Genomic DNA, 22427 nt, shown 5'->3' on the forward strand with positions numbered 1-22427 from the left:
ACGGGCTGTTTATATTTTTCATCACCTGACCAGGGGGAAACTTGCAGGGTAAAGAACTTCAGGATTTTGTCATCGACAAAATCGACGACCTAAAGGGCCAGGACATCATCACTATCGATGTTCATGGTAAATCCAGCATCACCGACTGCATGATCATCTGCACCGGTACGTCCACCCGCCATGTGGTGTCCATTGCCGATCACGTTGTCCAGGAATCTCGCGCTGCAGGTTTGTATCCGCTGGGTGTGGAAGGCGAAAACGTCGCTGACTGGGTTGTGGTTGACCTTGGAGAAGTGATTGTCCACGTTATGCAGGAAGAAAGCCGTCGCCTGTATGAACTGGAAAAACTCTGGGGTTAATACGTGAAGCTGCAGCTCATTGCCGTGGGAACCAAAATGCCGGACTGGGTTCAGACCGGTTTCACGGAATACCTGCGCCGCTTTCCCCGAGATATGCCGTTCGAACTGGTGGAAATTCCTGCCGGTAAGCGCGGTAAGAATGCTGATATCGCTCGCATTCTGGAGAAAGAAGGTGAATTAATGCTGGCTGCGGCCGGCAAAAATCGCATTGTCACGCTGGATATCCCCGGAAAACCGTGGGATACGCCGCAACTGGCCCATGAGCTTGAGCGCTGGAAACAGGATGGGCGTGACGTCAGTCTGCTGATCGGTGGCCCGGAGGGTTTATCTCCTGCCTGTAAAGCCGCCGCTGAACAGAGTTGGTCGCTCTCCTCGCTCACTCTCCCTCACCCGTTGGTACGCGTGCTGGTTGCAGAAAGCCTTTATCGGGCGTGGAGTATTACCACCAACCACCCTTACCACCGCGAGTAATGATGACCAGGTTAGATTAAGCAGCGGATGAAATTACAGAATTCTTTTCGCGACTACACGGCTGAGTCCGCGCTGTTTGTGCGCCGGGCGGTAATCGCATTTTTGGGCATTTTAGCGCTCAGCGGCGTGCTGGTTGTTAACCTCTATAATCTGCAGATTGTCCGTTTTACCGACTACCAGACCCGTTCCAATGAAAACCGCATCAAGCTGGTGCCAATCGCACCGAGCCGCGGCATCATCTATGACCGCAACGGCACTCCGCTGGCGTTGAACCGCACCATTTATCAGTTAGAACTGATGCCGGAAAAGGTCGATAACCTCCAGCAAACGCTGAACGATTTGCGAAGCGTGGTCGATCTTACCGACGACGATATCGCCAACTTCAAGAAAGAGCGCGCCCGCTCTCACCGTTTCACTTCCATTCCGGTCAAAGTTAACCTGACTGAAGTTCAGGTCGCCCGATTTGCGGTGAATCAATACCGTTTCTCCGGCGTGGAAGTGAAAGGCTACAAGCGTCGCTACTATCCTTACGGCTCCGCGCTGACGCATGTGATCGGCTACGTCTCGAAAATCAACGATAAAGACGTTGACCGCCTCGATAAAGAAGGCAAGACCGCTAACTACGCTGCGACCCACGATATCGGCAAGCTGGGCATTGAGCGCTATTACGAGGATGTGCTGCACGGACAGACCGGCTACGAAGAGGTTGAAGTTAACAACCGCGGCCGCGTTATCCGTCAGCTGAAAGAAGTCTCGCCAACTGCCGGGCATGATATTCATCTCACGCTAGACCTGCAGTTGCAGCAGTATATCGAAACCCTGCTGGCGGGCAGCCGCGCCGCCGTTGTGGTGACCGATCCGCGCTCTGGCGGCATCCTCTCCCTGGTATCGATGCCAAGCTATGACCCGAACCTGTTCGTGGACGGCATCTCCAGCAAAGATTACTCCGGACTGTTGAACGACCCGAATACGCCGCTGGTGAACCGTGCCACGCAGGGTGTTTATCCTCCAGCATCAACGGTAAAACCGTACGTTGCGGTTTCCGCATTGACGGCTGGCGTGATCACCCGCAATACCGGTCTGTTTGACCCGGGCTGGTGGCAGCTGCCGGGCTCTGACAAACGCTATCGTGACTGGAAAAGATGGGGCCATGGCCACCTGAACATCACCAAAGCGCTGGAGGAATCTGCGGATACCTTCTTCTATCAGGTCGCCTATGACATGGGCATCGACCGCCTTTCAGAGTGGATGGGCAAATTTGGCTACGGCCATTACACCGGCATCGATCTCTCAGAAGAGCGCTCTGGCAACATGCCGACCCGTGACTGGAAGCTGAAACGCTTTAAGAAACCGTGGTATCAGGGCGACACCATTCCGGTCGGGATCGGCCAGGGCTACTGGACGGCCACGCCGATTCAGATGAGCAAAGCGCTGATGATCCTGATTAACGATGGCGTCGTGAAAGTGCCCCACCTGCTGATGAGCACCGCCGAAAACGGTAAACAGGTTCCCTGGGACCAGCCGCACGAAACGCCGGTCGGCGACGTGCACTCTGGCTACTGGGAAATTGCCAAAGACGGGATGTACGGCGTGGCCAACCGTCCCAACGGAACAGCGCATAAATACTTTGCTGGCGCACCGTATAAAGTCGCCGCGAAATCCGGTACTGCGCAGGTCTTTGGTCTGAAAGCCAATGAAACCTATAACGCCCACCGCATTGCGGAACGTCTGCGTGACCACAAACTGATGACCGCGTTTGCGCCATACGACAATCCAAGAGTCGCGGTGGCGATAATCCTCGAAAACGGCGGCGCTGGCCCTGCAGTCGGGACACTCATGCGTCAAATTCTCGACCACATTATGCTCGGTGACAACAACACCGTACTGCCGGCAGAAAACCCGGCAGCTGCAGCCGCGGAGGACCAATAACAATGACGGATAATCCGAACAAACGATCGATGTGGGATAAAATCCACCTTGACCCGACCATGCTGCTTATCCTGCTAGCGCTGCTGACTTACAGCGCGCTGGTTATCTGGAGCGCCAGCGGCCAGGACATGGGCATGATGGAGCGTAAGATCGGCCAGATCGCGATGGGTGTCGTGATCATGGTGGTGATGGCGCAAATCCCGCCGCGTGTTTACGAGGGCTGGGCGCCATGGCTCTATATCTTCTGTATCGTTCTGCTGGTTGCGGTGGACGCCTTCGGCGCTATCTCTAAAGGTGCTCAGCGCTGGCTGGATTTAGGCGTCGTCCGTTTTCAGCCGTCGGAGATTGCGAAAATCGCCGTGCCGCTGATGGTCGCTCGCTTCATCAACCGTGACGTCTGCCCGCCTACGCTCAAAAACACCGCCATCGCGCTGATACTGATTTTCCTGCCAACGCTGCTGGTTGCCGCGCAGCCGGACCTCGGGACCTCGATTCTGATTGCGCTGTCCGGCCTGTTCGTGCTGTTCCTGGCGGGCCTGAGTTGGCGTCTGATTGGCGTCGCCGTGCTGATGGTCGCCGCGTTCATCCCGATCCTCTGGTTCTTCCTGATGCACGACTATCAGCGCCAGCGCGTGATGATGCTGCTTGACCCGGAAACCGACCCTCTGGGTGCGGGCTACCACATTATTCAGTCTAAAATTGCCATAGGCTCCGGCGGCCTGCGCGGTAAAGGCTGGCTGCACGGCACCCAGTCACAGCTGGAGTTCTTGCCCGAGCGCCATACAGACTTTATCTTCGCGGTACTGGCGGAAGAACTGGGCCTGATAGGCTTCCTGGTGCTGTTGGCGCTCTACGTCTTGCTGATCATGCGCGGACTGTGGATTGCCGCCCAGGCGCAAACCACCTTTGGCCGCGTCATGGCCGGTGGCTTAATGTTGATTTTATTCGTTTATGTCTTCGTAAATATTGGTATGGTGAGTGGGATCCTACCGGTAGTTGGCGTACCGTTGCCGCTGGTCAGCTATGGGGGCTCTGCCCTGATCGTACTGATGGCCGGGTTTGGTATCGTCATGTCGATACACACCCACAGAAAAATGTTGTCGAAAAGCGTATAAGAAGGGGTGCGCAAAGATGCGTAAACAATGGCTTGGGATCTGCATCGCAGCTGGCTTACTGGCAGCGTGTTCGAGTGATGATGGGCAGCAACAGCAAACCGTCACCGCACCGACACCGGCGGTCTGTAACGGTCCTGTTGTAGAAATAAGTGGTGCCGACCCGCGCTTTGAACCCCTGAATCCGTCGGTGAATCAGGACTATCAGCGTGACGGGAAGAATTACAAAATTGTGCAGGACCCGTCGAACTTTAGTCAGGCCGGTCTCGCCGCAATTTATGACGCCGAGCCGGGCAGCAACCTGACCGCGTCAGGTGAGCCGTTTGATGCCACGCAGTTGACCGCCGCGCATCCAACGTTGCCGGTGCCGAGCTATGCGCGAGTCACCAACCTGGCGAATGGCCGGATGCTTATCGTGCGCATCAACGATCGTGGCCCTTACGGTAACGATCGCGTGATCTCACTTTCTCGCGCCGCCGCCGATCGCCTGAATACCTCGAACAACACCAAAGTGCGGGTTGACCCAATTATCGTGGCGCAGGACGGAACCCTGTCCGGCCCGGGTACCGCCTGTACCACTATTGCGAAACAAACTTACGCCCTGCCCGCTCGTCCCGATTTGAATGGCGGCATGGGCAGCGTGTCGTCCACGCCGCAGGATGCGACGCCGCAAAGCGACGTGCGTGCCATCAGCAATGACACGCTGAAAGCGGAAGATGCCACCGGCGCACCGGTTAACAGCAGCGGCTTCCTTGGGGCACCCACCACGCTGAACAACGGCGTACTGGAAAGCAGCGCGCCGGCGGCACAGCCAGCCGCTCAACCTGCGGCACAGTCAGCCGCTGTGCAGCCTGCACCAACGCAAAGCGCACCGGTGACGGCTCCGGGTTCCACTCAGGGAAGCGTTGCGCCTGTCGCCGCACCTGCAGCAGCAGCCTCAACGGCCGCCAGCGGCAGCTATGTGGTTCAGGTCGGTGCGGTGAGTGACCAGGCCCGCGCGCAGCAATATCAGCAGCGTCTGAGCCAGCAATTTTCTGTGCCCGGTCGTGTCATGCAGAACGGCGCCGTCTGGCGTATTCAGTTAGGACCGTTCAGCAACAAGACCGAAGCCAGCACCGTACAGCAGCGCCTGCAAAGCGAGGCGCAATTACAGTCATTTATTACTCGCGCCAACTAAAACAGGACTGGCATCCTCAGTGCAGTGCGTATGTTAAAACCATTAACACTCTCATACGCATTGCCGGATGCCCCGTTCCCTTGTATTTGCTATAGTTAGGCACTTTTTTAACTCATCACGGATGTCGTTGTTCTGACCATGAAGACCTCTTTTTCTGCTCGTTTACTTATCACGGCTCTGTCCGTCGCGGCACTGACCTCCGCTGCCCACGCTGATGACCTGAACATCAAAACCATGATCCCAGGCGTTCCGCAGATCGACGCGGAATCCTACATTCTGATCGACTACAACTCAGGCAAAGTCCTGGCCGAGCAGAACGCTGACGAACGTCGCGACCCGGCGAGTCTGACCAAAATGATGACCAGCTACGTCATCGGTCAGGCAATGAAAGCGGGTAAATTCAAAGAATCTGACCTGGTCACCGTCGGTACCGACGCGTGGGCCACCGGTAACCCCGTCTTCAAAGGTTCATCCCTGATGTTCCTGAAACCAGGCATGCAGGTCCCTGTTTCTCAGCTGATTCGCGGGATTAACCTGCAGTCCGGTAACGACGCCTGTGTGGCAATGGCCGACTACGTCGCCGGCAGCCAGGATGCCTTCGTTGGCCTGATGAACAGCTATGTTAATGCCCTGGGCCTGAAAAACTCCCACTTCCAGACCGTTCACGGCCTGGACGCAGACGGTCAATACAGCTCCGCGCGCGATATGGCGATGATTGGTCAGTCACTTATCCGCGACGTACCGAACGAATACACCATCTACAAAGAGAAAGAATTTACCTTCAACGGCATCCGTCAGATGAACCGTAATGGTTTGCTGTGGGACAACAGCCTGAAGGTCGATGGCATCAAAACAGGCCATACAGACAAAGCGGGTTACAACCTCGTGGCGTCGGCAACCGAAGGCCAAATGCGTCTGATCTCCGCGGTAATGGGCGGTCGCACTTATAAAGGTCGTGAAACCGAAAGCAAAAAGCTGCTGACCTGGGGCTTCCGTTTCTTCGAAACTGTGAACCCGCTTAAAGTAGGCAAAGAGTTTGCCTCTGAGCCAGCCTGGTTCGGTGACACCGATCGCGCATCCCTTGGTGTAGATAAAGACGTTTACCTGACCATTCCACGTGGTCGCATGAAAGACCTGAAAGCAAGCTACACGCTGAACAACGTGGAACTGCACGCCCCACTGCAGAAAAACCAGGTGGTCGGCACCATTAACTTCCAGCTCGATGGTAAGACTATCGAACAGCGTCCGCTGGTGGTGCTGCAAGAAATTCCCGAAGGCAACTTCTTCGGTAAAATCATTGATTACATTAAATTAATGTTCCACCACTGGTTTGGTTAAAAATTGCACACTTGAAAGTGTGATTTCGATCCCCATATACTTAGCATGACAATAACTGCTCCCGTGCCCTGCGCGGGAGCAGTTCTTTTTAAACCACCGGAGCTGACATGAAAACCAAACTTAACGAACTGCTTGAATTCCCTACTTCATTCACCTACAAGGTAATGGGGCTGGCGAAGCCTGAGCTGGTTGACCAGGTGGTTGAAGTGGTGCAGCGCCACGCGCCAGGTGATTACTCTCCGCAGGTAAAACCGAGCAGCAAAGGCAACTACCACTCAGTGTCCATCACCATTAACGCCACCCACATCGAGCAGGTCGAAACCCTGTACGAAGAGCTGGGGAATATCGAAATCGTTCGTATGGTGCTGTAACCCTGTTGCCCGGAGCTCTCCGGGCAATTCCTTTCCCGCGCTGTGATATACTCTTCGCCCATGTTTTCCCGTCCCGCGGAGATGTCGTTTTGGATCTGAACACCCTCCTCGTCCGCCAGCTTGGCGTACAACCCTATGAGCCTGTTTCTCAGGCGATGCATGACTTTACCGACCGCCGTGATGAAACTACCCCAGACGAAATCTGGCTGGTTGAGCATCAACCTGTCTTTACGCAGGGTCAGGCTGGCAAAGCGGAGCATGTGCTGGTTCCCGGTGACATTCCGGTCGTTCAGAGCGATCGCGGCGGCCAGGTGACCTATCATGGACCCGGCCAGCAGGTGATGTATGTGCTGTTGGATTTAAAACGCCGTAAGCTTGGGGTGCGTGAGCTGGTAACGCTGTTGGAACAGACGGTGGTCAATACGCTGGCTGAATTTGGAATCGAGTCCCACCCGCGTGCCGATGCACCCGGCGTCTATGTCGGTGAGCAGAAGATTTGTTCGCTGGGGTTACGCATTCGAAAAGGCTGTTCATTTCACGGGCTGGCGCTGAATGTCGCCATGGATTTATCGCCCTTTTTACGCATCAACCCTTGCGGTTATGCGGGGATGGAAATGACGCAAATGCAGCAATGGTATGCAGAGGCAAAACCGGAAAATATTTCCCCCGTTCTGGTCTCGCAATTTTTAGCACTGCTAAACAATCCACCCCATAAATATATTGCTGCTTAATATATTATACACTTGGACCTGATATTTTGTCGGGTCCACGCTCTTTTACCTCGTTTTCCTTTACATTATTCACATCTTTCTATATTTTTTCTGCGCTCGACGGAAAAAACCACGTCGCATACAAAAATTTACGTTAACACACCACCAGAAACACGAGACGGCTCCGCAGTTCGAGATCTAACTCATTGTTCAAAATGATGTAAATCCTGTCTCCGCGTAAAAGTGCCTCTCAAAAGCATAATAACAATAAATACTTTTTCAACTATCATTCATATTGTGAATGAATATGGAGCACAAGTGTGGAATATAACGAAAAGCCGGAAAGCCGAATAAATCCTCGCCTTGAGAGTGATACCCCGCAAATCTTCCGAACACTGCGAAATATCGACCTCAATTTGCTGACGATCTTCGAGGCTGTATATGTGCATAAAGGCATCGTTAATGCTGCGAAAATTCTGAATCTCACTCCTTCCGCTATTAGCCAATCAATTCAGAAGTTGCGCACTATATTTCCTGACCCGCTTTTCATCCGCAAAGGCCAGGGCGTCACGCCCACCGCCTACGCCACTCATTTGCACGAATACATTAGCCAGGGCCTGGAGTCGATTCTTGGCGCGTTAGATTTGACCGGCAGCTATGACAAGCAGCGTACGATCACGATCGGCACCTCGCCGACGGTCGGCGCGGTGGTGATGCCCGCTATTTATCAAACCATCAAAGATAAATTCCCACAGCTGCTGCTGCGCAATATTCCGGTTACCGACGTCGGCCTTCAACTGAGCCAGTTCCAGACCGACTTGATCATCGATAGCAACCTGCACAGCGCGCGGGCGTTAAGCCATCACGTGCTTTATAGCGACAAAGTGGTACTGGTTGCGCGTGAAGGTCATCCGGTCCTGAAGATGACACCTACACAAGAGTCGTTGAGCCACTACGAATACACGTTGCTCATGATGGAAGGGGCCTCGCACACTGAGCTGCGTAAGCGCGTGCATGAGATGTTCCCAGAGCGACACATCAGCTTTAGTAGTTACAACCTTGTGACGATTGCCGCGCTGATTGGCAGCAGCGATTTGGTCGGCTTAATGCCTGCGCGATTCTTCACGCTGTTCTCTCGATGCTGGCCGCTTAAGGTCGTCGATTTCCCGCCGCTGCGTGAGGAATCGGTCGAATTTTCACTGCATTACAACAAACTCAGCATGCGTGATCCGGTGCTACAAAGTGTTATCACTGCGATTCGCCAGGTATTCTGAGAGGCTCAGAATCCACCTCTTTCTGCTGCTTTGCTCGCCAATAAGCACATAAAGCAACATCTGGTTTACAAATTGCCGGGCTGGCAGGCTGCTTTATCACCTTGATTAATGCTATACTGCCACCCGTCTGATTCAAAAATAGTTGATAAATACAACATTTCCTTGAATTGAAACGCTTTCTTCGTTACCCGCAACTGGAACACGCACGCTATGAGTAAACCCATTGTGATGGAACGCGGTGTTAAGTACCGCGATGCCGATAAAATGGCCCTTATCCCGGTTAAGAATGTGGCTACCGAGCGCGAAGCGCTGCTGAGAAAACCGGAATGGATGAAAATCAAACTTCCGGCCGACTCCACCCGTATTCAGGGTATCAAGGCGGCAATGCGCAAAAATGGCCTGCACTCGGTGTGCGAAGAAGCCTCTTGCCCTAACCTCGCGGAATGTTTTAACCACGGCACGGCCACCTTTATGATCCTCGGTGCGATTTGCACCCGCCGCTGCCCGTTCTGCGATGTTGCCCACGGTCGCCCTGTTGCGCCGGACGCCAACGAACCGCAGAAACTCGCACAGACCATTGCCGATATGGGCCTGCGCTACGTGGTCATCACTTCCGTTGACCGTGACGACTTGCGCGACGGTGGTGCACAGCACTTTGCGGACTGCATTGATGCTATCCGTGAGAAAAACCCAACCATCAAAATTGAAACCCTGGTTCCGGATTTCCGTGGACGTATGGATCGTGCGCTGGAAATTCTCACCGCCACGCCGCCGGATGTGTTCAACCACAACCTGGAAAACGTGCCACGCGTATACCGCCAGGTCCGTCCGGGCGCTGACTATAACTGGTCCCTGAAGCTGCTGGAGCGTTTTAAAGAAGCGCATCCGGAGATCCCAACCAAATCAGGTCTGATGGTCGGTCTGGGTGAAACTAACGCCGAAATCATCGAAGTGATGCGTGACCTGCGTCGCCACGGCGTGACCATGCTGACTCTCGGTCAGTATCTGCAGCCAAGCCGTCACCACCTGCCGGTTCAGCGCTACGTCAGCCCGGATGAGTTCGAAGAAATGAAAGCAGAAGCACTGGCAATGGGCTTCACCCATGCCGCTTGCGGTCCTTTCGTGCGTTCTTCCTACCACGCCGATCTGCAAGCCAAAGGTCTCGAAGTTAAATAACCTTTGCCGCTGAGCACTCAGGCCGCCGCGTTATCGCCGCGGCCTTTTTATTTTGGCGCAATCAGCCCACTTTCTAGCACCATTACGGTGCAAGCCTTCCTCCATGAAACTTTTGGCTCACAATCTGGGACCCGCTCCTTCCTCTGGTTTCGGGAAAACTACGGCTATTTGTCTATTTCACACTCGCCTTTAATTTCTGGATCGTTTCATGCATTACCTTCTTATCGAGAAAAGAAGGAGTGGCCCCATGTCTGCACAAGAACCTGGCGATCTGATTTACGGTCTGGAAGATAAACCCGCCCCGCTTCCGGCATTTTTAACCGCACTCCAGCACGTGCTGGCGAGCCTGGTCGGGATAATCACCCCGCCCCTTATCGTCGGCTCGGTACTGGGCCTCAATGCTTATTTGCCGTGGCTTATCAGTATGTCGCTGATTGTTTCCGGCATCGGTACGTTCCTGCAAGCGAGGCGCTTCTTCGGGATTGGGGCAGGCATGATCTGCCTACAGGGCACCAGCTTTGCATTTCTGAGCGTTATTCTCGCCGCCGGGTTTAGCGTCAAAAGCAAAGGCGGTGGTCCAGAGCAAATCATGGCGATGATTTTCGGCCTGAGTCTGGTTGCCGCATTTATTCCAGTAGTGGTCAGCCGTTTTCTCGGCCAGCTTCGCAAAGTGATCACCCCGCTGGTCAGCGGCACCGTGGTTTGTCTGATTGGGATAAGCCTGATTAAGGTCAGTATTACCGACTGGGGCGGCGGCCATAACGTGAAAGATTTCGGCGCACCGGGCAATTTGCTGCTCGGCCTGCTGACGCTCGGCACTATCGTGCTGTTTAGCCGCGCACAGAGCCGCTGGCTACGTCTGGGCGCAGTCATCCTGGGCATTGCCATCGGCTGCATCGCGGCGCGGTTCAGCGGCAAGCTGAGCTGGCAGCCCTACAACCAGGCATGGATTGCACTGCCGCAGCCCTTCCGTTTTGGCTTCGATTTCGATTACAGCCTCTTTTTACCGCTGGCGCTGATCTCCCTTATCAGCATTCTGGAAGCCGTCGGAGACCTCACCGCCAACTGCCTGCTGTCCCGCCAGCCGATTGAAGGCGAGCGCTACGTGGCACGCCTGAAGGGCGGTATTCTCGCCGACGGCGTGAGCTGCATTCTGGCGGCGATGTTCTCTGCCCTACCGAGCACTACCTTTGCGCAGAACAACGGCGTCATTCAGATGACCGGCGTCGCCAGCCGCCACGTCGGCATCTGGATTGGTGCCCTGCTGGCGTTCCTCGGACTGTTCCCGGTGTTTGGTGCCGTGGTCCAGCAAATTCCTGCCCCGGTACTGGGTGGCGCGACGCTGGTGATGTTTGGCAGCGTACTGGCCGCCGGGATTCGCATCATGACCCAGTCCCCGCTGACCCGCCGCGACATGCTGATTATTGCCGTATCGTTTGGCATTGGCCTGGGCGTCGAAGCCGAGCCGGAATTTCTGAGTCATCTGCCGCCGGTGTGCAAAAGCCTGTTTGGTTCCGCAATCACCAGCGGAGGCTTGATGGCGATGCTGCTCAATCTGGTTCTGCCCGCAGAACGCAGTGACGCCCCCGCTGCCAGCCAGCCCGCCGTCGAAAAATAACCCGCGCGCAGCGCCCCTGGATCAGCAGACAGGGCATAACTGAGCTGACTCTCTCATTCATTAACAGGAGGAGTTAGCGATGTGCGCTAGCCGTATCTGGATCAAAAACCCGCAAGCCATTTTCACCCCGGACGACGTGGACGCCCGGGGTGGCGTTATCGTCGAAAACGGCAAAATCAGCGCCGTACTCGCGGCCGGAGAAACACCGGCCCAGCCCTGCGACAGCGTTTTCGATGCGCGCGAGCACGTAGTGCTGCCGGGGCTTATCAATACTCATCACCACTTTTATCAGACCCTGACCCGCGCCTGGGCACCCGTCGTCAACGAACCGCTGTTCCCGTGGCTGAAAACGCTCTATCCAGTGTGGGCGCGGCTGACGCCGGATGCGCTCAAGCTGGCGAGCCAGGTGGCAATGGCGGAACTGTTGCTTTCTGGCTGCACCACCACCAGCGATCACCACTACCTGTTCCCTGAAGGCATGGAAAACGCCATTGATGTACAGGTGGAAGTGGTGAACGAACTGGGGATGCGTGCGATGCTGACCCGCGGCTCAATGAGCCTCGGTGAAAATGACGGCGGTTTGCCGCCGCAACATACGGTGCAATCGGGTGAGGCGATTCTCGAAGACAGCCTGCGCCTGATTCGTCGCTATCATCAGCGTGGCGAAGGGGCGCGCATTCAGATTGCCCTCGCCCCCTGCTCACCGTTTTCAGTCACCGAAGAAATCATGCAGGAAAGTGCGCGTCTGGCTGCGGGGGAAGATGTCCGGCTGCACACGCATCTGGCGGAAACCCTCGACGAAGAAGATTTTTGTCTGGCGCGTTTTGGCCTGCGCACCGTCGACTATCTGGAGAAAGTCGGCTGGCTGAGCGGCAGAACCTGGCTGGCGCACGGCATTCATTTCAATGCTGATGAAATTCAGCGCCTCGGTGCGGCGGGCGTCGGGATTTGCCACTGCCCGGTGTCGAATATGCGTCTAGCATCCGGCATTTGCCCGACGCTCGACCTGGAAGACGCCGGGGCGATTATCGGCCTCGGCGTTGACGGTTCGGCCTCTAACGACGCATCCAGCCTTATGTTTGAAACCCGTCAGGCGCTGTATTTGCAACGTTTACGCTACGGCGCAAAACGCATCACCCCGCAAAAAGTCCTCGGCTGGGCGACACACGGATCCGCTCGTCTGTTAGGACGTGCCGATCTCGGGGAAATTCGCGTGGGCAAACAGGCCGATCTGGCGCTGTTCCGTCTGGACGATCTACGCTTTAGCGGCAGCCACGATCCGCTTTCCGCAATGATCCTGTGTGGCGCAGATCGTGCCGATCGGGTCATGGTGGGCGGGGAATGGCGAGTTCTCGACGGTGAGATTTGTGGTCTGGATTGCGAACGCTTAAAAGCACAGCACCGCGAGGCGGCGAAACAGTTGGTTGCAACTTTCTGATCTGGCGGGCGCTAAAATGACAAGAGGCCGCAACGGAATCTGTTGTGGCCTCTCTGGCTAACTCGTTGGCGTGGGCGAAATGACCTGCGTGAGCAAACGGCTACTGCACGTCGTTTCTGGCTGCGCCGTTACTCTTTATGAGAGAGTTTTTCTGCCGGGACGTCATCTTCAGCGCTTTTCTTGGCGCTGGTGTCGTCTTCGTTCATGGCTTTCTTAAAGCCTTTAATTGCTGACCCCAGGTCTCCGCCCAGCGTACGCAATTTCTTGGTACCAAACACCAGGACAATCAGTGCGGCAACCACCAGCAGTTTGGTAATACTAATCTCACCCATAGATACCTTCTTGATTAAAACAGGCTATAAAACGCGCCAACAAAACCGTAGCTAATTAACGGTCATTTAGCGAGGGCACACAATAGCAATCTGTAACAAGGTGAATCAAGCATTGATTAAAAAAACATCACATAATTTGCGGTGGCGCAAAGCGACGGTTTTTAAGTACCGGTAATTGAGCACGCACCTGTTGCAAAACCTCGAGACTGATGTCGGCAAAAATGAGCTGTTGGGCATAGCCCGCCCCGGCCAGCGTGACCCCGAGCGGATCGACCACCCGACTCTGACCAATGTTCTTGTTACCGCACTCGCCCGCCGCCACGATGTAGCAGGTAGTATCCAGCGCCCTCGCCGCCAGCAGCGTCGCCCAGTGATGCTCCTTCAGCGGCCCTCGCACCCACGCCGTCGGCAAGACCAATACCTCAGCCCCCTGCAAGGCATGCGCCAACGCGATTTCCGGGAATCGCAGATCGTAGCAGGTCATCAGGCCAATCTTCATGCCGTCGACCTCAATCAGCGGCGGCAACGTGTTTCCGGCATCGACGCGCTTTGATTCCTGAATATTGAACGCGTCATACAGATGCAGCTTCCGATACTCGGCAATAATCTCACCGCTGCGAAGCGCCACCAGCGTGTTGGCCGCCCGCCCCTCCGTGGTGGGAACGTGAATGGTCAGCACCGTGGTCATGCTGTTATGACGGCTTTCATCCAGTAATCGTCGTAAAAATCCGCCATCAAACGCCTGAGCTGATTTTACCGACATATCGGGATCATTATCGTCCCGGGCTAACAACGCCTCAGGCAGCACCAACAGCGCCGTTTGCGCCCCGGCTGCCTGTTGCATCAATGATACGCAGGTCTGGGCGTTAGTAGACCAGTACGGGGTAACAGCAAATTGTCCTGCAGCAACGCGCATAGTGTCTCCGAATATTTCTTGCCGTAGCCATAAACGAAGCCCGGCGCTAAGATAAGTGCTTACTATTCAAATAGCAGGAATTGGCGGTGTTACAAATACTTTTAGCCGTTTTTATAGGCGGTGGAACCGGGAGCGTGCTGCGCTGGCTGCTCGGGATGCGCTTAAACCCAATGCATCATGCGATTCCGGTTGGCACTTTGACCGCGAACCTGCTGGGAGCGTTTATCATCGGTGCAGGGCTGGCGTGGTTCAATCGGATGACACATATCGATCCCATGTGGAAGCTGCTTATCACGACGGGCTTTTGCGGCGGTTTGACCACCTTCTCAACCTTTTCAGCGGAAGTGGTGTTTTTATTGCAGGATGGGCGTTTTGGCTGGGCGCTGCTGAACGTGGCTGTTAACTTGCTCGGATCGTTTGCGATGACGGCGGCCGCAATGTGGATTTTTTCGGCGGCTCGCTAATCCATTCTGCTTGAAGAAAAGGCAAAAAAAAACCCGTCAATGACGGGTTTTTGTATTCTACTGTCGAAATGCTTAGATAGGCATTACGTTTGCAGCAGATGGGCCTTTGGCACCGTTAGTGATTTCGAACTCTACACGCTGGCCTTCGGCCAGAGTTTTGAAACCGTTGGACTGGATTGCAGAGAAGTGTACGAATACATCTTTGCTGCCATCTTCCGGAGTAATGAAACCAAAGCCTTTGGACTCATTAAACCACTTAACGTTACCTTTAATCTTAGACATCTATATTACCTTTACATGAAAATGGACACAAATGCTGTGTCGGCTAACAGTACAGCAATTGTGGTGCGTTTTGTCCAGCTTAACTTATCGAAAAAGTGATAAAAGTCGCTAAATTTTATTAAGTCTGAGAGTTAGTCGTTGTTTTTGCACACGACGCAAACACCCCCGCTGTGAATCACCTCTTTTGTACGCTAAAACTGGAAACGCATCCACGCAAAATAGACGTTGCCGTTGTTATAAGTCCCTGGAATGTAAGTCATCTGGAACGTAACCGGGCCATAACCGACAGAAGCCAGCGGCAGCACCACAGGTATCGGAATGTAGTTCCAGTTATCACGCGCGGTGGCCCCAACGGTGTAGCCAAGTCCCAAATGGACGTTACCATCTGATAGCGGACGCCAGGTTTTCTCCCAGCCATAACCGCCAATCGGTTCCCATTTGTTGAACGAGTCCTTAAAGGCCATCAGATACAAACCGTGCCAGTTACCTTTATCATCCCACCGGGACTGACCAAAACCCGCGCCCCACGGACGTTCGTTGTATTTGTCCGTCTTCTCTTTGTCATAGGCGAAACGCGCATGCCAGGTAATAGCGGGAACGTACAGATCATAATGCTCAGGCGACTCCCAGGTTTGCGCAATATTATCCCCGAGTGTCGAAAAAGCATCACTGACCGTTGAAGTCATATTTGCCTTTGCAAAAGAGGCACATAACACTTGACTTGTTAATACCCCTGCAAGCACCAGGAGCTTAATAAATTTAGTCACAAAAATAACCACTTGTAGTTCATAGCTGAACAGAGTAACAAGCGTAAAATTAATAAAACCTTAACAAAAGCGGAATAGTCCTTTCCTGACACCCCACGTATTAGCGAGACTAAACCCTTTACACCTCTCGCCGAACATGCTGATTTTGATTAACTTTTTAGTATCATTTTCGCATCAACAGAACACGAAACATTCATCAAAGAAATATATATAATGTGATAGCCGATTTGATTTGGCGTCAAGGAAGGCCGTGGTTGTCGGTTTATTGATTTTCGTCAGTAAGTTTTGACCGTTAATTGGGCACATTTTCAGACTTCTTTTTTTGAAAACATTTTCGATAAAATTTTCTTTGGGTATCAGGAAGACAGGAATCCATCATGCTAACGTTGTTTGAGCTCCTTATTGGAGTGGTCGTCATTGCGGGTGTCGCTCGCTATATCATTAAAGGCTATTCCGCAACGGGCGTGCTATTTGTCGGCGGCCTGGCACTGCTCATTGCCAGTGCCCTGATGGGCCATAAAATCCTGCCGGCCAGCGCCAGCAGCACCGGCTACTCCGCCACCGATATCGTCGAATATATCAAAATCCTGCTGATGAGCCGCGGTGGCGACCTCGGCATGATGATCATGATGCTGTGCGGTTTTGCGGCCTATATGACCCACATTGGCGCCAACGACATGGTGGTAAAACTCACCTCCAAGCCACTGCGCTACATTAACTCGCCGTACATCCTGATGATTGCTGCCTATTTCGTGGCGTGTCTGATGTCGCTGGCGGTGTCTTCTGCCACTGGCCTCGGCGTGCTGCTGATGGGTACGCTGTTCCCGGTGATGGTTAACGTCGGTATTAGCCGCGGCGCGGCGGCAGCCATCTGCGCCTCTCCGGCAGCTATCATCCTTTCACCGACCTCCGGTGACGTGGTGCTGGCGGCAAAAGCGGCCGAAATGCCGCTGATCGACTTTGCCTTCAAAACCACCCTGCCGATTTCCATCGCGGCGATTGTCTGCATGGCGGTGGCGCATTTCTTCTGGCAGCGCTATCTCGACAAGAAAGAGAACATTTCCCACGAGATGCTCGACGTCAGCGAAATCACCACCAACGCGCCGTCGTTCTACGCCATTTTGCCGTTCACCCCGATTATCGGCGTGCTGATTTTTGACGGTAAATGGGGCCCGGAACTGCACATCATCACCATTCTGGTTATCTGTATGCTGCTGGCTGCGGTGCTCGAATTCTTCCGTGGCTTCAATACCCAGAAAGTCTTCTCCGGGCTGGAAGTGGCCTACCGCGGGATGGCCGATGCCTTCGCCGGCGTGGTCATGCTGCTGGTCGCAGCAGGCGTATTTGCCCAGGGTCTGAGCACCATCGGCTTTATCGACAGCCTGATTTCCATCGCCACCTCATTCGGCTCTGCAAGTATCATTCTGATGCTGGTGCTGGTTATCCTGACCATGCTGGCTGCGATGACGACCGGTTCCGGTAACGCCCCGTTCTACGCCTTCGTCGAAATGATCCCGAAACTGGCACACAGCTCCGGCATCAACCCGGCGTATTTGTCGATTCCGATGCTGCAGGCCTCCAACCTTGGACGTACCATTTCACCGGTGTCTGGCGTCGTGGTTGCGGTATCCGGCATGGCAAAAATCTCGCCGTTTGAAGTGGTGAAACGCACCTCCGTGCCGGTGCTGGTCGGTCTGGTGGTGGTGATTATTGCCACCGAATTAATGGTCGCTTCTGCGAGCGTCGTCGCAGGCTAATTCCACGCGCAAAAGTATTCCCCGGGCAAGCGACGGCTAACAGTCGCTATCACAATGCCAGTCAATTAAACCTGATTGGCATTTTTATGATTAAATAGAAGGTATTCGGCGTTTTAATTACCCACGGACCCACATATGAAAAGCTTATGGAAAGTGCTGCCCATTCTGGCGGCTACCAGCCTCCCTGCGCTGGCCGCAGACAGCATGCCGTTACAACCTGCAAAATACCCTGATTTCGACAGCTACGTGCTGGCGCTCTCCTGGCAAACCGGCTTTTGTCAAAGCATGCAGGATAAAAACCGTAACGAGCCGAGCGAATGCCGGACCCAGAAAGAAGTCAGCGATAAAACGAATTATCTGACAGTGCACGGCCTGTGGCCGAGCCTGCCTAAATCCATCGCCGCCCGTGGCGTGGACAATCGTCGCTGGATGCGTTTCGGCTGTGCGACACGCCCGGTGCCGAACATGCCTGAAGTGCGCGGTAACCGCAAATGCTCGGCGGCAGAAACCGGCCTGTCGCTGGAAATGGCCAACAAACTGAACAATGTGATGCCGGGCAGCGGCGGCGGTTCGTGTCTGGAACGTTATGAATATGCCAAGCACGGCGTCTGTTTTGGCTTCGACCCGGACGCCTATTTCGGCACCATGGTGCGCCTGAACGGGGAGATCAAACACAGCGCTTTAGGCGCTTTCCTCGCGCAAAACTACGGCAAAACCGTCAGCCGGAATGATTTCAACGCCGCCGTAGCCAAAAACTATGGCAAAGAAGGCGTAAAAGCGTTCAAGCTGACCTGCAACGGCAAACCGGCCTACCTGACCGAAATGCAGATTGCTATCAAATCCAGCGCCATCAATGCGCCACTGGCCGAAGGCTCGCTGCTGCCACAGCCGCATCCGGGCAACTGCGGTTCACAGTTCGTGATTGATCAAGCCGGAAACTAATTCCCCGTCGGGCAACACGCGTTTGCCCGGCTCGCTTCACTCCCCGTTTTCTCTCCTTTTGCTTTCAGCACGTCACTCCTAACGTCGTATTTCATCGATTTTCCTTATAAGCGGACACGCATCACACTTCCCTGCTAACGCATCAAAAATCCTGATAAAGCATTATTTGTCTGGTAACAGAAGCCAGAAAGCTCTGAGCATAATCAGTTCCGACTTTTACTGATGGAGTTCACCATGGCGAAGAAACTGATTGCACTGTGTGCCTGCCCGATGGGGCTGGCACACACCTTTATGGCCGCGCAGGCACTGGAAGATGCCGCAACCGAAGCCGGTTACGAGGTCAAAATTGAAACCCAAGGGGCCGATGGCATCCAGAACCGGCTAACGCCGCAGGATATCGCCACCGCCGATATCATCATTCACGCCATTGCCATTACCCCGGAAGACAACGAGCGCTTTGAAACGCGCGACGTCTATGAGATTTCCCTCCAGGACGCCATTAAAAATGCCGCGGGCACCCTGAAAGAAATCGAAGAGCTGATAGCCGCCGAGCAACAATAATCCTCAACAGCAAGGGTGTGTGAAATGGCAATAAAAAAACGCAGCGCCATTCGTCCTGTCTCGTCTGACGGCGAAAGCATTGCACTGGCAACAACGCCCGTAGAATCGGGCTCTTCCTTCTGGAAAGAACTCCCTCAGCACATTATGTCGGGCATTTCCCGCATGGTGCCGACGCTTATCATGGGCGGGGTTATTCTCGCCATTTCACAGCTGATTGCATACGTCTGGCTGGAAATTCCGCCGGACACCGGGATTATGGACGCGCTGAACTCCGGTAAATTCACCGGGTTTAACCTGTCGGTGCTGAAGTTTGGCTACCTGACGGAATCGTTCGGCGGGCTGCTGTTCAGCTTCGCCATCCCGATGTTTTCTGCCTTCGTGGCGAACTCCATCGGCGGCAAGCTGGCGTTTCCGGCGGGCTTTATCGGTGGACTGGTTGCTACTCAGCCGACACTGGTACTGAATTTTGACCCGGAAAAACTGAGCTGGCTGGCCAGCAAACCGGTGCCATCGACCTTTATCGGCGCACTGATTATCGCCATCGCCGCCGGGTATCTGGTTAAATGGCTGAACGCCCGAATCGCCGTACCACAGTATCTGCTCGCGTTCAAAAGTACCTTCTTAATTCCCATCCTTTCCGCGCTGTTCGTGATGCTGGCGATGTATTACGTCATCACCCCGATTGGCGGCTGGCTGAACGGCGGGATGCGGACGCTGCTGCTGGCAGCAGGTCAGGCGGGCTCAATGATGTACGCCATCGGCATGGCGGCGGCCACGGCCATTGACCTCGGCGGTCCGATTAACAAAGCGGCCGGGTTTGTGGCGCTCGGTTTCACCACCGATCACGTGCTGCCGATCACCTCCCGTGCGGTGGCGATTGTTATCCCGCCGATTGGTCTGGGCCTTGCTACGCTTATCGACCATCGTCTGACCGGCAAACGCCTGTTCAGCCCGCAGCTTTATCCGCAGGGTAAAACCGCGATGTTCCTCGCCTTTATGGGCATCAGCGAAGGGGCAATTCCGTTCCTGCTGGAAAACCCCATCGCCACCCTGCCCGCGTACATGACGGGGGCCATCGCCGGCGCAATGACTGCCTCGGCGCTCGGCGCGGTGCAATGGTTCCCGGAGTCGGCCATCTGGGCCTGGCCGCTGGTGACCAATCTCGGTGCGTACATGCTGAGTATCGCGGTTGGCGCGGTGATCACCGCCCTGCTGGTGGTGCTTATCCGCAACAGCCTGCACAAACGTGGCAAGCTGGCCATCGACGCGATGTAAGAGGAAAACGGATATGGCTTTACTGACGACGGTTCGTGACTGGATGACGCATCAACGGATAGACGCAGTGCTCATTTCGTCACGCCAGAACAAGCTCGCGCATCTGGGCTTTTCGAGCAGTTCGGGCTACGTGCTGGTCACCCGGCGACATGCGCACATTTTGGTGGATTTTCGCTACTACAGCGATGTCGCCGTCCGCACTCACGGCTACCAGCTGCACCGGCTGGAAAGCGCTCGCCCAATGAGCGCCATCGTCAACCAAATCGCGGAAGAAGAAGGGTTACAGCGTATCGGTTTTGAAGGTGAACAGGTGAGCTGGCAAACGGCGAGCGAATGGCTTGAAAGCCTGCGCCAGGCGCTGGTCAGCGTGTCGCTCGATGCGCTACGCCAGGTAAAAACCGCCGAGGAAATCGCCATTATTCGCGAGGCGTGTCGCATTGCCGACGCCACCGCCGGCCATATCCGTCGTTTTATCCAGCCCGGCATGCGAGAACGCGAAGTCGCCGCCGAGCTGGAGTGGTTTATGAAACAACAAGGGGCAGAGAAACCCTCGTTCGATACTATCGTCGCCAGCGGTCCTCGCGGCGCGCTGCCTCATGGCAAAGCGTCAGAGAAAATCATCGTGGCAGGCGAACTGGTGACGCTCGATTTTGGCGCTCAATACCAGGGATATTGTTCCGATATGACCCGCACCTTTCTGGTTGCGGGCCGCTATGCCAACGTGGAAACCTCGCCGCTGTACGCGGTGTACCAGACGGTGCTGGAAGCGCAGCTGGCAGCCATTGCCGCCGTGCGTCCGGGCGTGGCGTGTCAGACCGTCGACGCCGCAGCCCGGGAGCACATCACCCACGCGGGCTACGGGCCGAAATTTGGTCACAACACCGGACATGCCATCGGCATCGACGTGCATGAAAACCCACGTTTTTCACCGTCCGACACCACCCTGCTGCGTCCTGGAATGTTGCTGACCGTTGAACCCGGTATTTACCTGGAAGACGAAGGCGGCGTGCGCATTGAAGACGTGGTACTGGTCACCGAGGACGGCGCGGAAGTGCTGTATCACACCCCGAAAACGCTGCTGATGACAGGAGAAGCGTGATGGATTTCGCGTTACTGAAAGCGCTAAGTGAAGCCGATGCCATCGCCGCTTCCGAGCAGGAAGTGCGACAAATTCTGCTGCGCGAAGCCGACGCCTTGGGCAAAGAGGTGCAGTTTGACGGCCTCGGTTCGGTACTCATCCGCCTGAACGAAAGCCGCGGCCCGAAGGTCATGGTCTGCGCACACATGGATGAAGTGGGCTTTATGGTTCGCAGTATCTCGTCGACAGGCGCTATCGACGTGATTCCAATTGGCAACGTGCGCATGACCGCTCGCGAACTGCAACCGGTACGGATAACCACCCGCAGCGGCTGCAAAATCAACGGTCTGCTGGACGGCGAGCGTCACGGAAACGATGTGGCAAAATTGCGCGTCGATATTGGCGCCTGTAACGCCGATGAAGTCGCCGAAGCGGGCGTGGAGCCAGGCGATCGCGTCACTTTCGCCACAACATTCAGCGAACTGCCACACAACCGCGTGATGGGTAAAGCCTTCGACGATCGCCTCGGCTGTTATTTGCTGGTCACGCTACTGCGCGAATTACATTCCACGCCGCTGAATGCCGAAGTGTGGCTGGTGGCCAGCTCCAGTGAAGAGGTTGGCCTGCGCGGCGGACAAACCGCCACCCGCGCACTTCAGCCCGATCTTGCCCTGGTGCTCGACACCGCCTGCTGGGCGAAAAACTTTGATTACGGCAGCGACAACCATCGCCAGATTGGCGAAGGCCCGATGCTGGTGATGTACGATAAAACCCTGATTGCGCCGCCGAAACTGACCGCCTGGGTAGAAGACGCGGCCGCGCAGAATGCCATTTCCCTGCAACGGGATATGTTCAGCAACGGCGGCACCGACGGCGGAGCGGTACACCTTTGCGGCAACGGCATCCCAACGGTGGTGCTCGGCCCGCCGACGCGCCACGGCCACTGCGCTGCCTCGATTGCCGACGCCGGAGACATTGACCTCACCCACCAGCTACTGGTGGCGCTGCTTCACGATATCGACGCCAAAACCGTTTCTCGTCTGATGGATTTCAGATGCTGATTTTGCGCTTAAAGGAACC

23 protein-coding genes are annotated in these 22427 nt (G+C 55.1%); 19 read left to right on the top strand and 4 right to left on the bottom strand.

What is annotated here, in order from left to right; all coding sequences use genetic code 11:
• Window positions 1-41 precede the first annotated feature (41 nt).
• The 12 genes from rsfS to A8O29_RS16395 all read left to right on the top strand — a co-directional run bounded on the left by rsfS (window position 42) and on the right by A8O29_RS16395 (window position 12973).
• Window positions 42-359: a ribosome silencing factor gene (gene rsfS, locus A8O29_RS16340; RefSeq protein ID WP_110512402.1), complete on the top strand. Its 318-nt coding sequence runs from the start codon at window positions 42-44 to the stop codon at window positions 357-359.
• A 3-nt stretch (window positions 360-362) separates the two neighbouring features.
• Window positions 363-830: a 23S rRNA (pseudouridine(1915)-N(3))-methyltransferase RlmH gene (gene rlmH, locus A8O29_RS16345; RefSeq protein WP_110512401.1), complete on the top strand. Its 468-nt coding sequence runs from the start codon at window positions 363-365 to the stop codon at window positions 828-830.
• 27 nt (window positions 831-857) lie between these two features.
• Window positions 858-2759: a peptidoglycan DD-transpeptidase MrdA gene (gene mrdA, locus A8O29_RS16350; RefSeq protein WP_125355165.1), complete on the top strand. Its 1902-nt coding sequence runs from the start codon at window positions 858-860 to the stop codon at window positions 2757-2759.
• A gap of 2 nt (window positions 2760-2761) precedes the next feature.
• Window positions 2762-3874 carry a peptidoglycan glycosyltransferase MrdB gene (gene mrdB / locus A8O29_RS16355; protein WP_110512399.1) on the top strand — a complete coding sequence of 371 codons (1113 nt, stop codon included), beginning with the start codon at window positions 2762-2764 and terminating at the stop codon, window positions 3872-3874.
• 16 nt (window positions 3875-3890) lie between these two features.
• Window positions 3891-5048 (top strand): endolytic peptidoglycan transglycosylase RlpA, encoded by a 1158-nt coding sequence (rlpA, locus tag A8O29_RS16360; protein ID WP_125355164.1) that lies wholly within the window; start codon window positions 3891-3893, stop codon window positions 5046-5048.
• Window positions 5049-5186: 138 nt separating this feature from the next.
• The gene (dacA, locus tag A8O29_RS16365; RefSeq protein ID WP_125355163.1) at window positions 5187-6386 is read left to right on the top strand and encodes a D-alanyl-D-alanine carboxypeptidase DacA; all 1200 of its coding nucleotides are present in this window, start codon (window positions 5187-5189) and stop codon (window positions 6384-6386) included.
• 107 nt (window positions 6387-6493) lie between these two features.
• Window positions 6494-6757, top strand: a complete 264-nt coding sequence (ybeD, locus tag A8O29_RS16370) for a DUF493 family protein YbeD (protein WP_097164602.1) — start codon at window positions 6494-6496, stop codon at window positions 6755-6757.
• Window positions 6758-6846: 89 nt separating this feature from the next.
• Window positions 6847-7488 (top strand): lipoyl(octanoyl) transferase LipB, encoded by a 642-nt coding sequence (lipB, locus tag A8O29_RS16375; RefSeq protein ID WP_125355162.1) that lies wholly within the window; start codon window positions 6847-6849, stop codon window positions 7486-7488.
• Between the two features lie 299 nt (window positions 7489-7787).
• Window positions 7788-8741 carry a YbeF family transcriptional regulator gene (locus A8O29_RS16380; RefSeq protein WP_125355161.1) on the top strand — a complete coding sequence of 318 codons (954 nt, stop codon included), beginning with the start codon at window positions 7788-7790 and terminating at the stop codon, window positions 8739-8741.
• A gap of 210 nt (window positions 8742-8951) precedes the next feature.
• Window positions 8952-9917 carry a lipoyl synthase gene (lipA, locus tag A8O29_RS16385; RefSeq protein ID WP_110512394.1) on the top strand — a complete coding sequence of 322 codons (966 nt, stop codon included), beginning with the start codon at window positions 8952-8954 and terminating at the stop codon, window positions 9915-9917.
• A gap of 247 nt (window positions 9918-10164) precedes the next feature.
• Entirely contained in the window at window positions 10165-11535 is a 1371-nt protein-coding gene (locus tag A8O29_RS16390; RefSeq protein ID WP_125355160.1) for a uracil-xanthine permease family protein, read from the top strand.
• A gap of 79 nt (window positions 11536-11614) precedes the next feature.
• Window positions 11615-12973 (top strand): 8-oxoguanine deaminase, encoded by a 1359-nt coding sequence (locus A8O29_RS16395; protein ID WP_125355159.1) that lies wholly within the window; start codon window positions 11615-11617, stop codon window positions 12971-12973.
• A gap of 128 nt (window positions 12974-13101) precedes the next feature.
• Here A8O29_RS16395 and tatE read toward each other — a convergent pair whose 3' ends face one another.
• Both tatE and A8O29_RS16405 read right to left on the bottom strand, forming a co-directional pair.
• Window positions 13102-13305: a twin-arginine translocase subunit TatE gene (gene tatE / locus A8O29_RS16400; protein ID WP_110512391.1), complete on the bottom strand. Its 204-nt coding sequence runs from the start codon at window positions 13303-13305 to the stop codon at window positions 13102-13104.
• Between the two features lie 127 nt (window positions 13306-13432).
• The gene (locus A8O29_RS16405) at window positions 13433-14221 is read right to left on the bottom strand and encodes a deaminated glutathione amidase (RefSeq protein WP_125355158.1); all 789 of its coding nucleotides are present in this window, start codon (window positions 14219-14221) and stop codon (window positions 13433-13435) included.
• 86 nt (window positions 14222-14307) lie between these two features.
• Between A8O29_RS16405 and crcB the strand changes: the two genes are divergently transcribed.
• A complete protein-coding gene (gene crcB, locus A8O29_RS16410) occupies window positions 14308-14685 on the top strand; it encodes a fluoride efflux transporter CrcB (RefSeq protein WP_125355157.1) in 378 nt (125 codons plus the stop codon).
• Between the two features lie 72 nt (window positions 14686-14757).
• Here crcB and cspE read toward each other — a convergent pair whose 3' ends face one another.
• Both cspE and pagP read right to left on the bottom strand, forming a co-directional pair.
• On the bottom strand, window positions 14758-14967 hold the full coding sequence (gene cspE, locus A8O29_RS16415) for a transcription antiterminator/RNA stability regulator CspE (RefSeq protein ID WP_004100146.1): 210 nt from the start codon (window positions 14965-14967) through the stop codon (window positions 14758-14760).
• Window positions 14968-15158: 191 nt separating this feature from the next.
• On the bottom strand, window positions 15159-15683 hold the full coding sequence (gene pagP, locus A8O29_RS16420) for a lipid IV(A) palmitoyltransferase PagP (protein WP_246316616.1): 525 nt from the start codon (window positions 15681-15683) through the stop codon (window positions 15159-15161).
• 428 nt (window positions 15684-16111) lie between these two features.
• Here pagP and dcuC point away from each other — a divergent pair, with 428 nt between their 5' ends.
• The 6 genes from dcuC (at window position 16112) to ypdE (ending at window position 22408) form a co-directional block, all read left to right on the top strand.
• Window positions 16112-17491, top strand: coding sequence for an anaerobic C4-dicarboxylate transporter DcuC (gene dcuC, locus A8O29_RS16425; RefSeq protein ID WP_110512387.1), 1380 nt, complete (start codon window positions 16112-16114; stop codon window positions 17489-17491).
• 135 nt (window positions 17492-17626) lie between these two features.
• Entirely contained in the window at window positions 17627-18433 is an 807-nt protein-coding gene (rna, locus tag A8O29_RS16430) for a ribonuclease I (protein WP_125355691.1), read from the top strand.
• Window positions 18434-18667: 234 nt separating this feature from the next.
• Window positions 18668-18994, top strand: coding sequence for a PTS fructose transporter subunit IIB (locus A8O29_RS16435; protein WP_125355689.1), 327 nt, complete (start codon window positions 18668-18670; stop codon window positions 18992-18994).
• A 24-nt stretch (window positions 18995-19018) separates the two neighbouring features.
• Complete coding sequence (locus A8O29_RS16440) at window positions 19019-20269, top strand: PTS fructose transporter subunit IIC (RefSeq protein WP_125355687.1); 1251 nt, start codon at window positions 19019-19021, stop codon at window positions 20267-20269.
• A 13-nt stretch (window positions 20270-20282) separates the two neighbouring features.
• Window positions 20283-21368 carry an aminopeptidase gene (ypdF, locus tag A8O29_RS16445; RefSeq protein ID WP_125355685.1) on the top strand — a complete coding sequence of 362 codons (1086 nt, stop codon included), beginning with the start codon at window positions 20283-20285 and terminating at the stop codon, window positions 21366-21368.
• Entirely contained in the window at window positions 21368-22408 is a 1041-nt protein-coding gene (ypdE, locus tag A8O29_RS16450; RefSeq protein ID WP_125355683.1) for an aminopeptidase, read from the top strand. Before ypdF ends, ypdE begins: the two co-directional genes overlap by 1 nt.
• Window positions 22409-22427: the final 19 nt, after the last annotated feature.

Source organism: Scandinavium goeteborgense (assembly GCF_003935895.2).
GTDB classification, from domain to species: domain Bacteria; phylum Pseudomonadota; class Gammaproteobacteria; order Enterobacterales; family Enterobacteriaceae; genus Scandinavium; species Scandinavium goeteborgense.

What these genes read in the sequence shown, in the direction of transcription:
- mrdA (WP_125355165.1), top strand. Translation starts at nt 858, where the DNA reads ATGAAATTACAGAATTCTTTTCGCGACTACACGGCTGAGTCCGCGCTG.
- mrdB (WP_110512399.1), top strand. Translation starts at nt 2,762, where the DNA reads ATGACGGATAATCCGAACAAACGATCGATGTGGGATAAAATCCACCTT.
- rlpA (WP_125355164.1), top strand. Translation starts at nt 3,891, where the DNA reads ATGCGTAAACAATGGCTTGGGATCTGCATCGCAGCTGGCTTACTGGCA.
- dacA (WP_125355163.1), top strand. Translation starts at nt 5,187, where the DNA reads ATGAAGACCTCTTTTTCTGCTCGTTTACTTATCACGGCTCTGTCCGTC.
- ybeD (WP_097164602.1), top strand. Translation starts at nt 6,494, where the DNA reads ATGAAAACCAAACTTAACGAACTGCTTGAATTCCCTACTTCATTCACC.
- lipA (WP_110512394.1), top strand. Translation starts at nt 8,952, where the DNA reads ATGAGTAAACCCATTGTGATGGAACGCGGTGTTAAGTACCGCGATGCC.
- A8O29_RS16390 (WP_125355160.1), top strand. Translation starts at nt 10,165, where the DNA reads ATGTCTGCACAAGAACCTGGCGATCTGATTTACGGTCTGGAAGATAAA.
- A8O29_RS16395 (WP_125355159.1), top strand. Translation starts at nt 11,615, where the DNA reads ATGTGCGCTAGCCGTATCTGGATCAAAAACCCGCAAGCCATTTTCACC.
- tatE (WP_110512391.1), bottom strand. Translation starts at nt 13,305, where the DNA reads ATGGGTGAGATTAGTATTACCAAACTGCTGGTGGTTGCCGCACTGATT.
- A8O29_RS16405 (WP_125355158.1), bottom strand. Translation starts at nt 14,221, where the DNA reads ATGCGCGTTGCTGCAGGACAATTTGCTGTTACCCCGTACTGGTCTACT.
- cspE (WP_004100146.1), bottom strand. Translation starts at nt 14,967, where the DNA reads ATGTCTAAGATTAAAGGTAACGTTAAGTGGTTTAATGAGTCCAAAGGC.
- dcuC (WP_110512387.1), top strand. Translation starts at nt 16,112, where the DNA reads ATGCTAACGTTGTTTGAGCTCCTTATTGGAGTGGTCGTCATTGCGGGT.
- rna (WP_125355691.1), top strand. Translation starts at nt 17,627, where the DNA reads ATGAAAAGCTTATGGAAAGTGCTGCCCATTCTGGCGGCTACCAGCCTC.
- A8O29_RS16435 (WP_125355689.1), top strand. Translation starts at nt 18,668, where the DNA reads ATGGCGAAGAAACTGATTGCACTGTGTGCCTGCCCGATGGGGCTGGCA.
- A8O29_RS16440 (WP_125355687.1), top strand. Translation starts at nt 19,019, where the DNA reads ATGGCAATAAAAAAACGCAGCGCCATTCGTCCTGTCTCGTCTGACGGC.
- ypdF (WP_125355685.1), top strand. Translation starts at nt 20,283, where the DNA reads ATGGCTTTACTGACGACGGTTCGTGACTGGATGACGCATCAACGGATA.
- ypdE (WP_125355683.1), top strand. Translation starts at nt 21,368, where the DNA reads ATGGATTTCGCGTTACTGAAAGCGCTAAGTGAAGCCGATGCCATCGCC.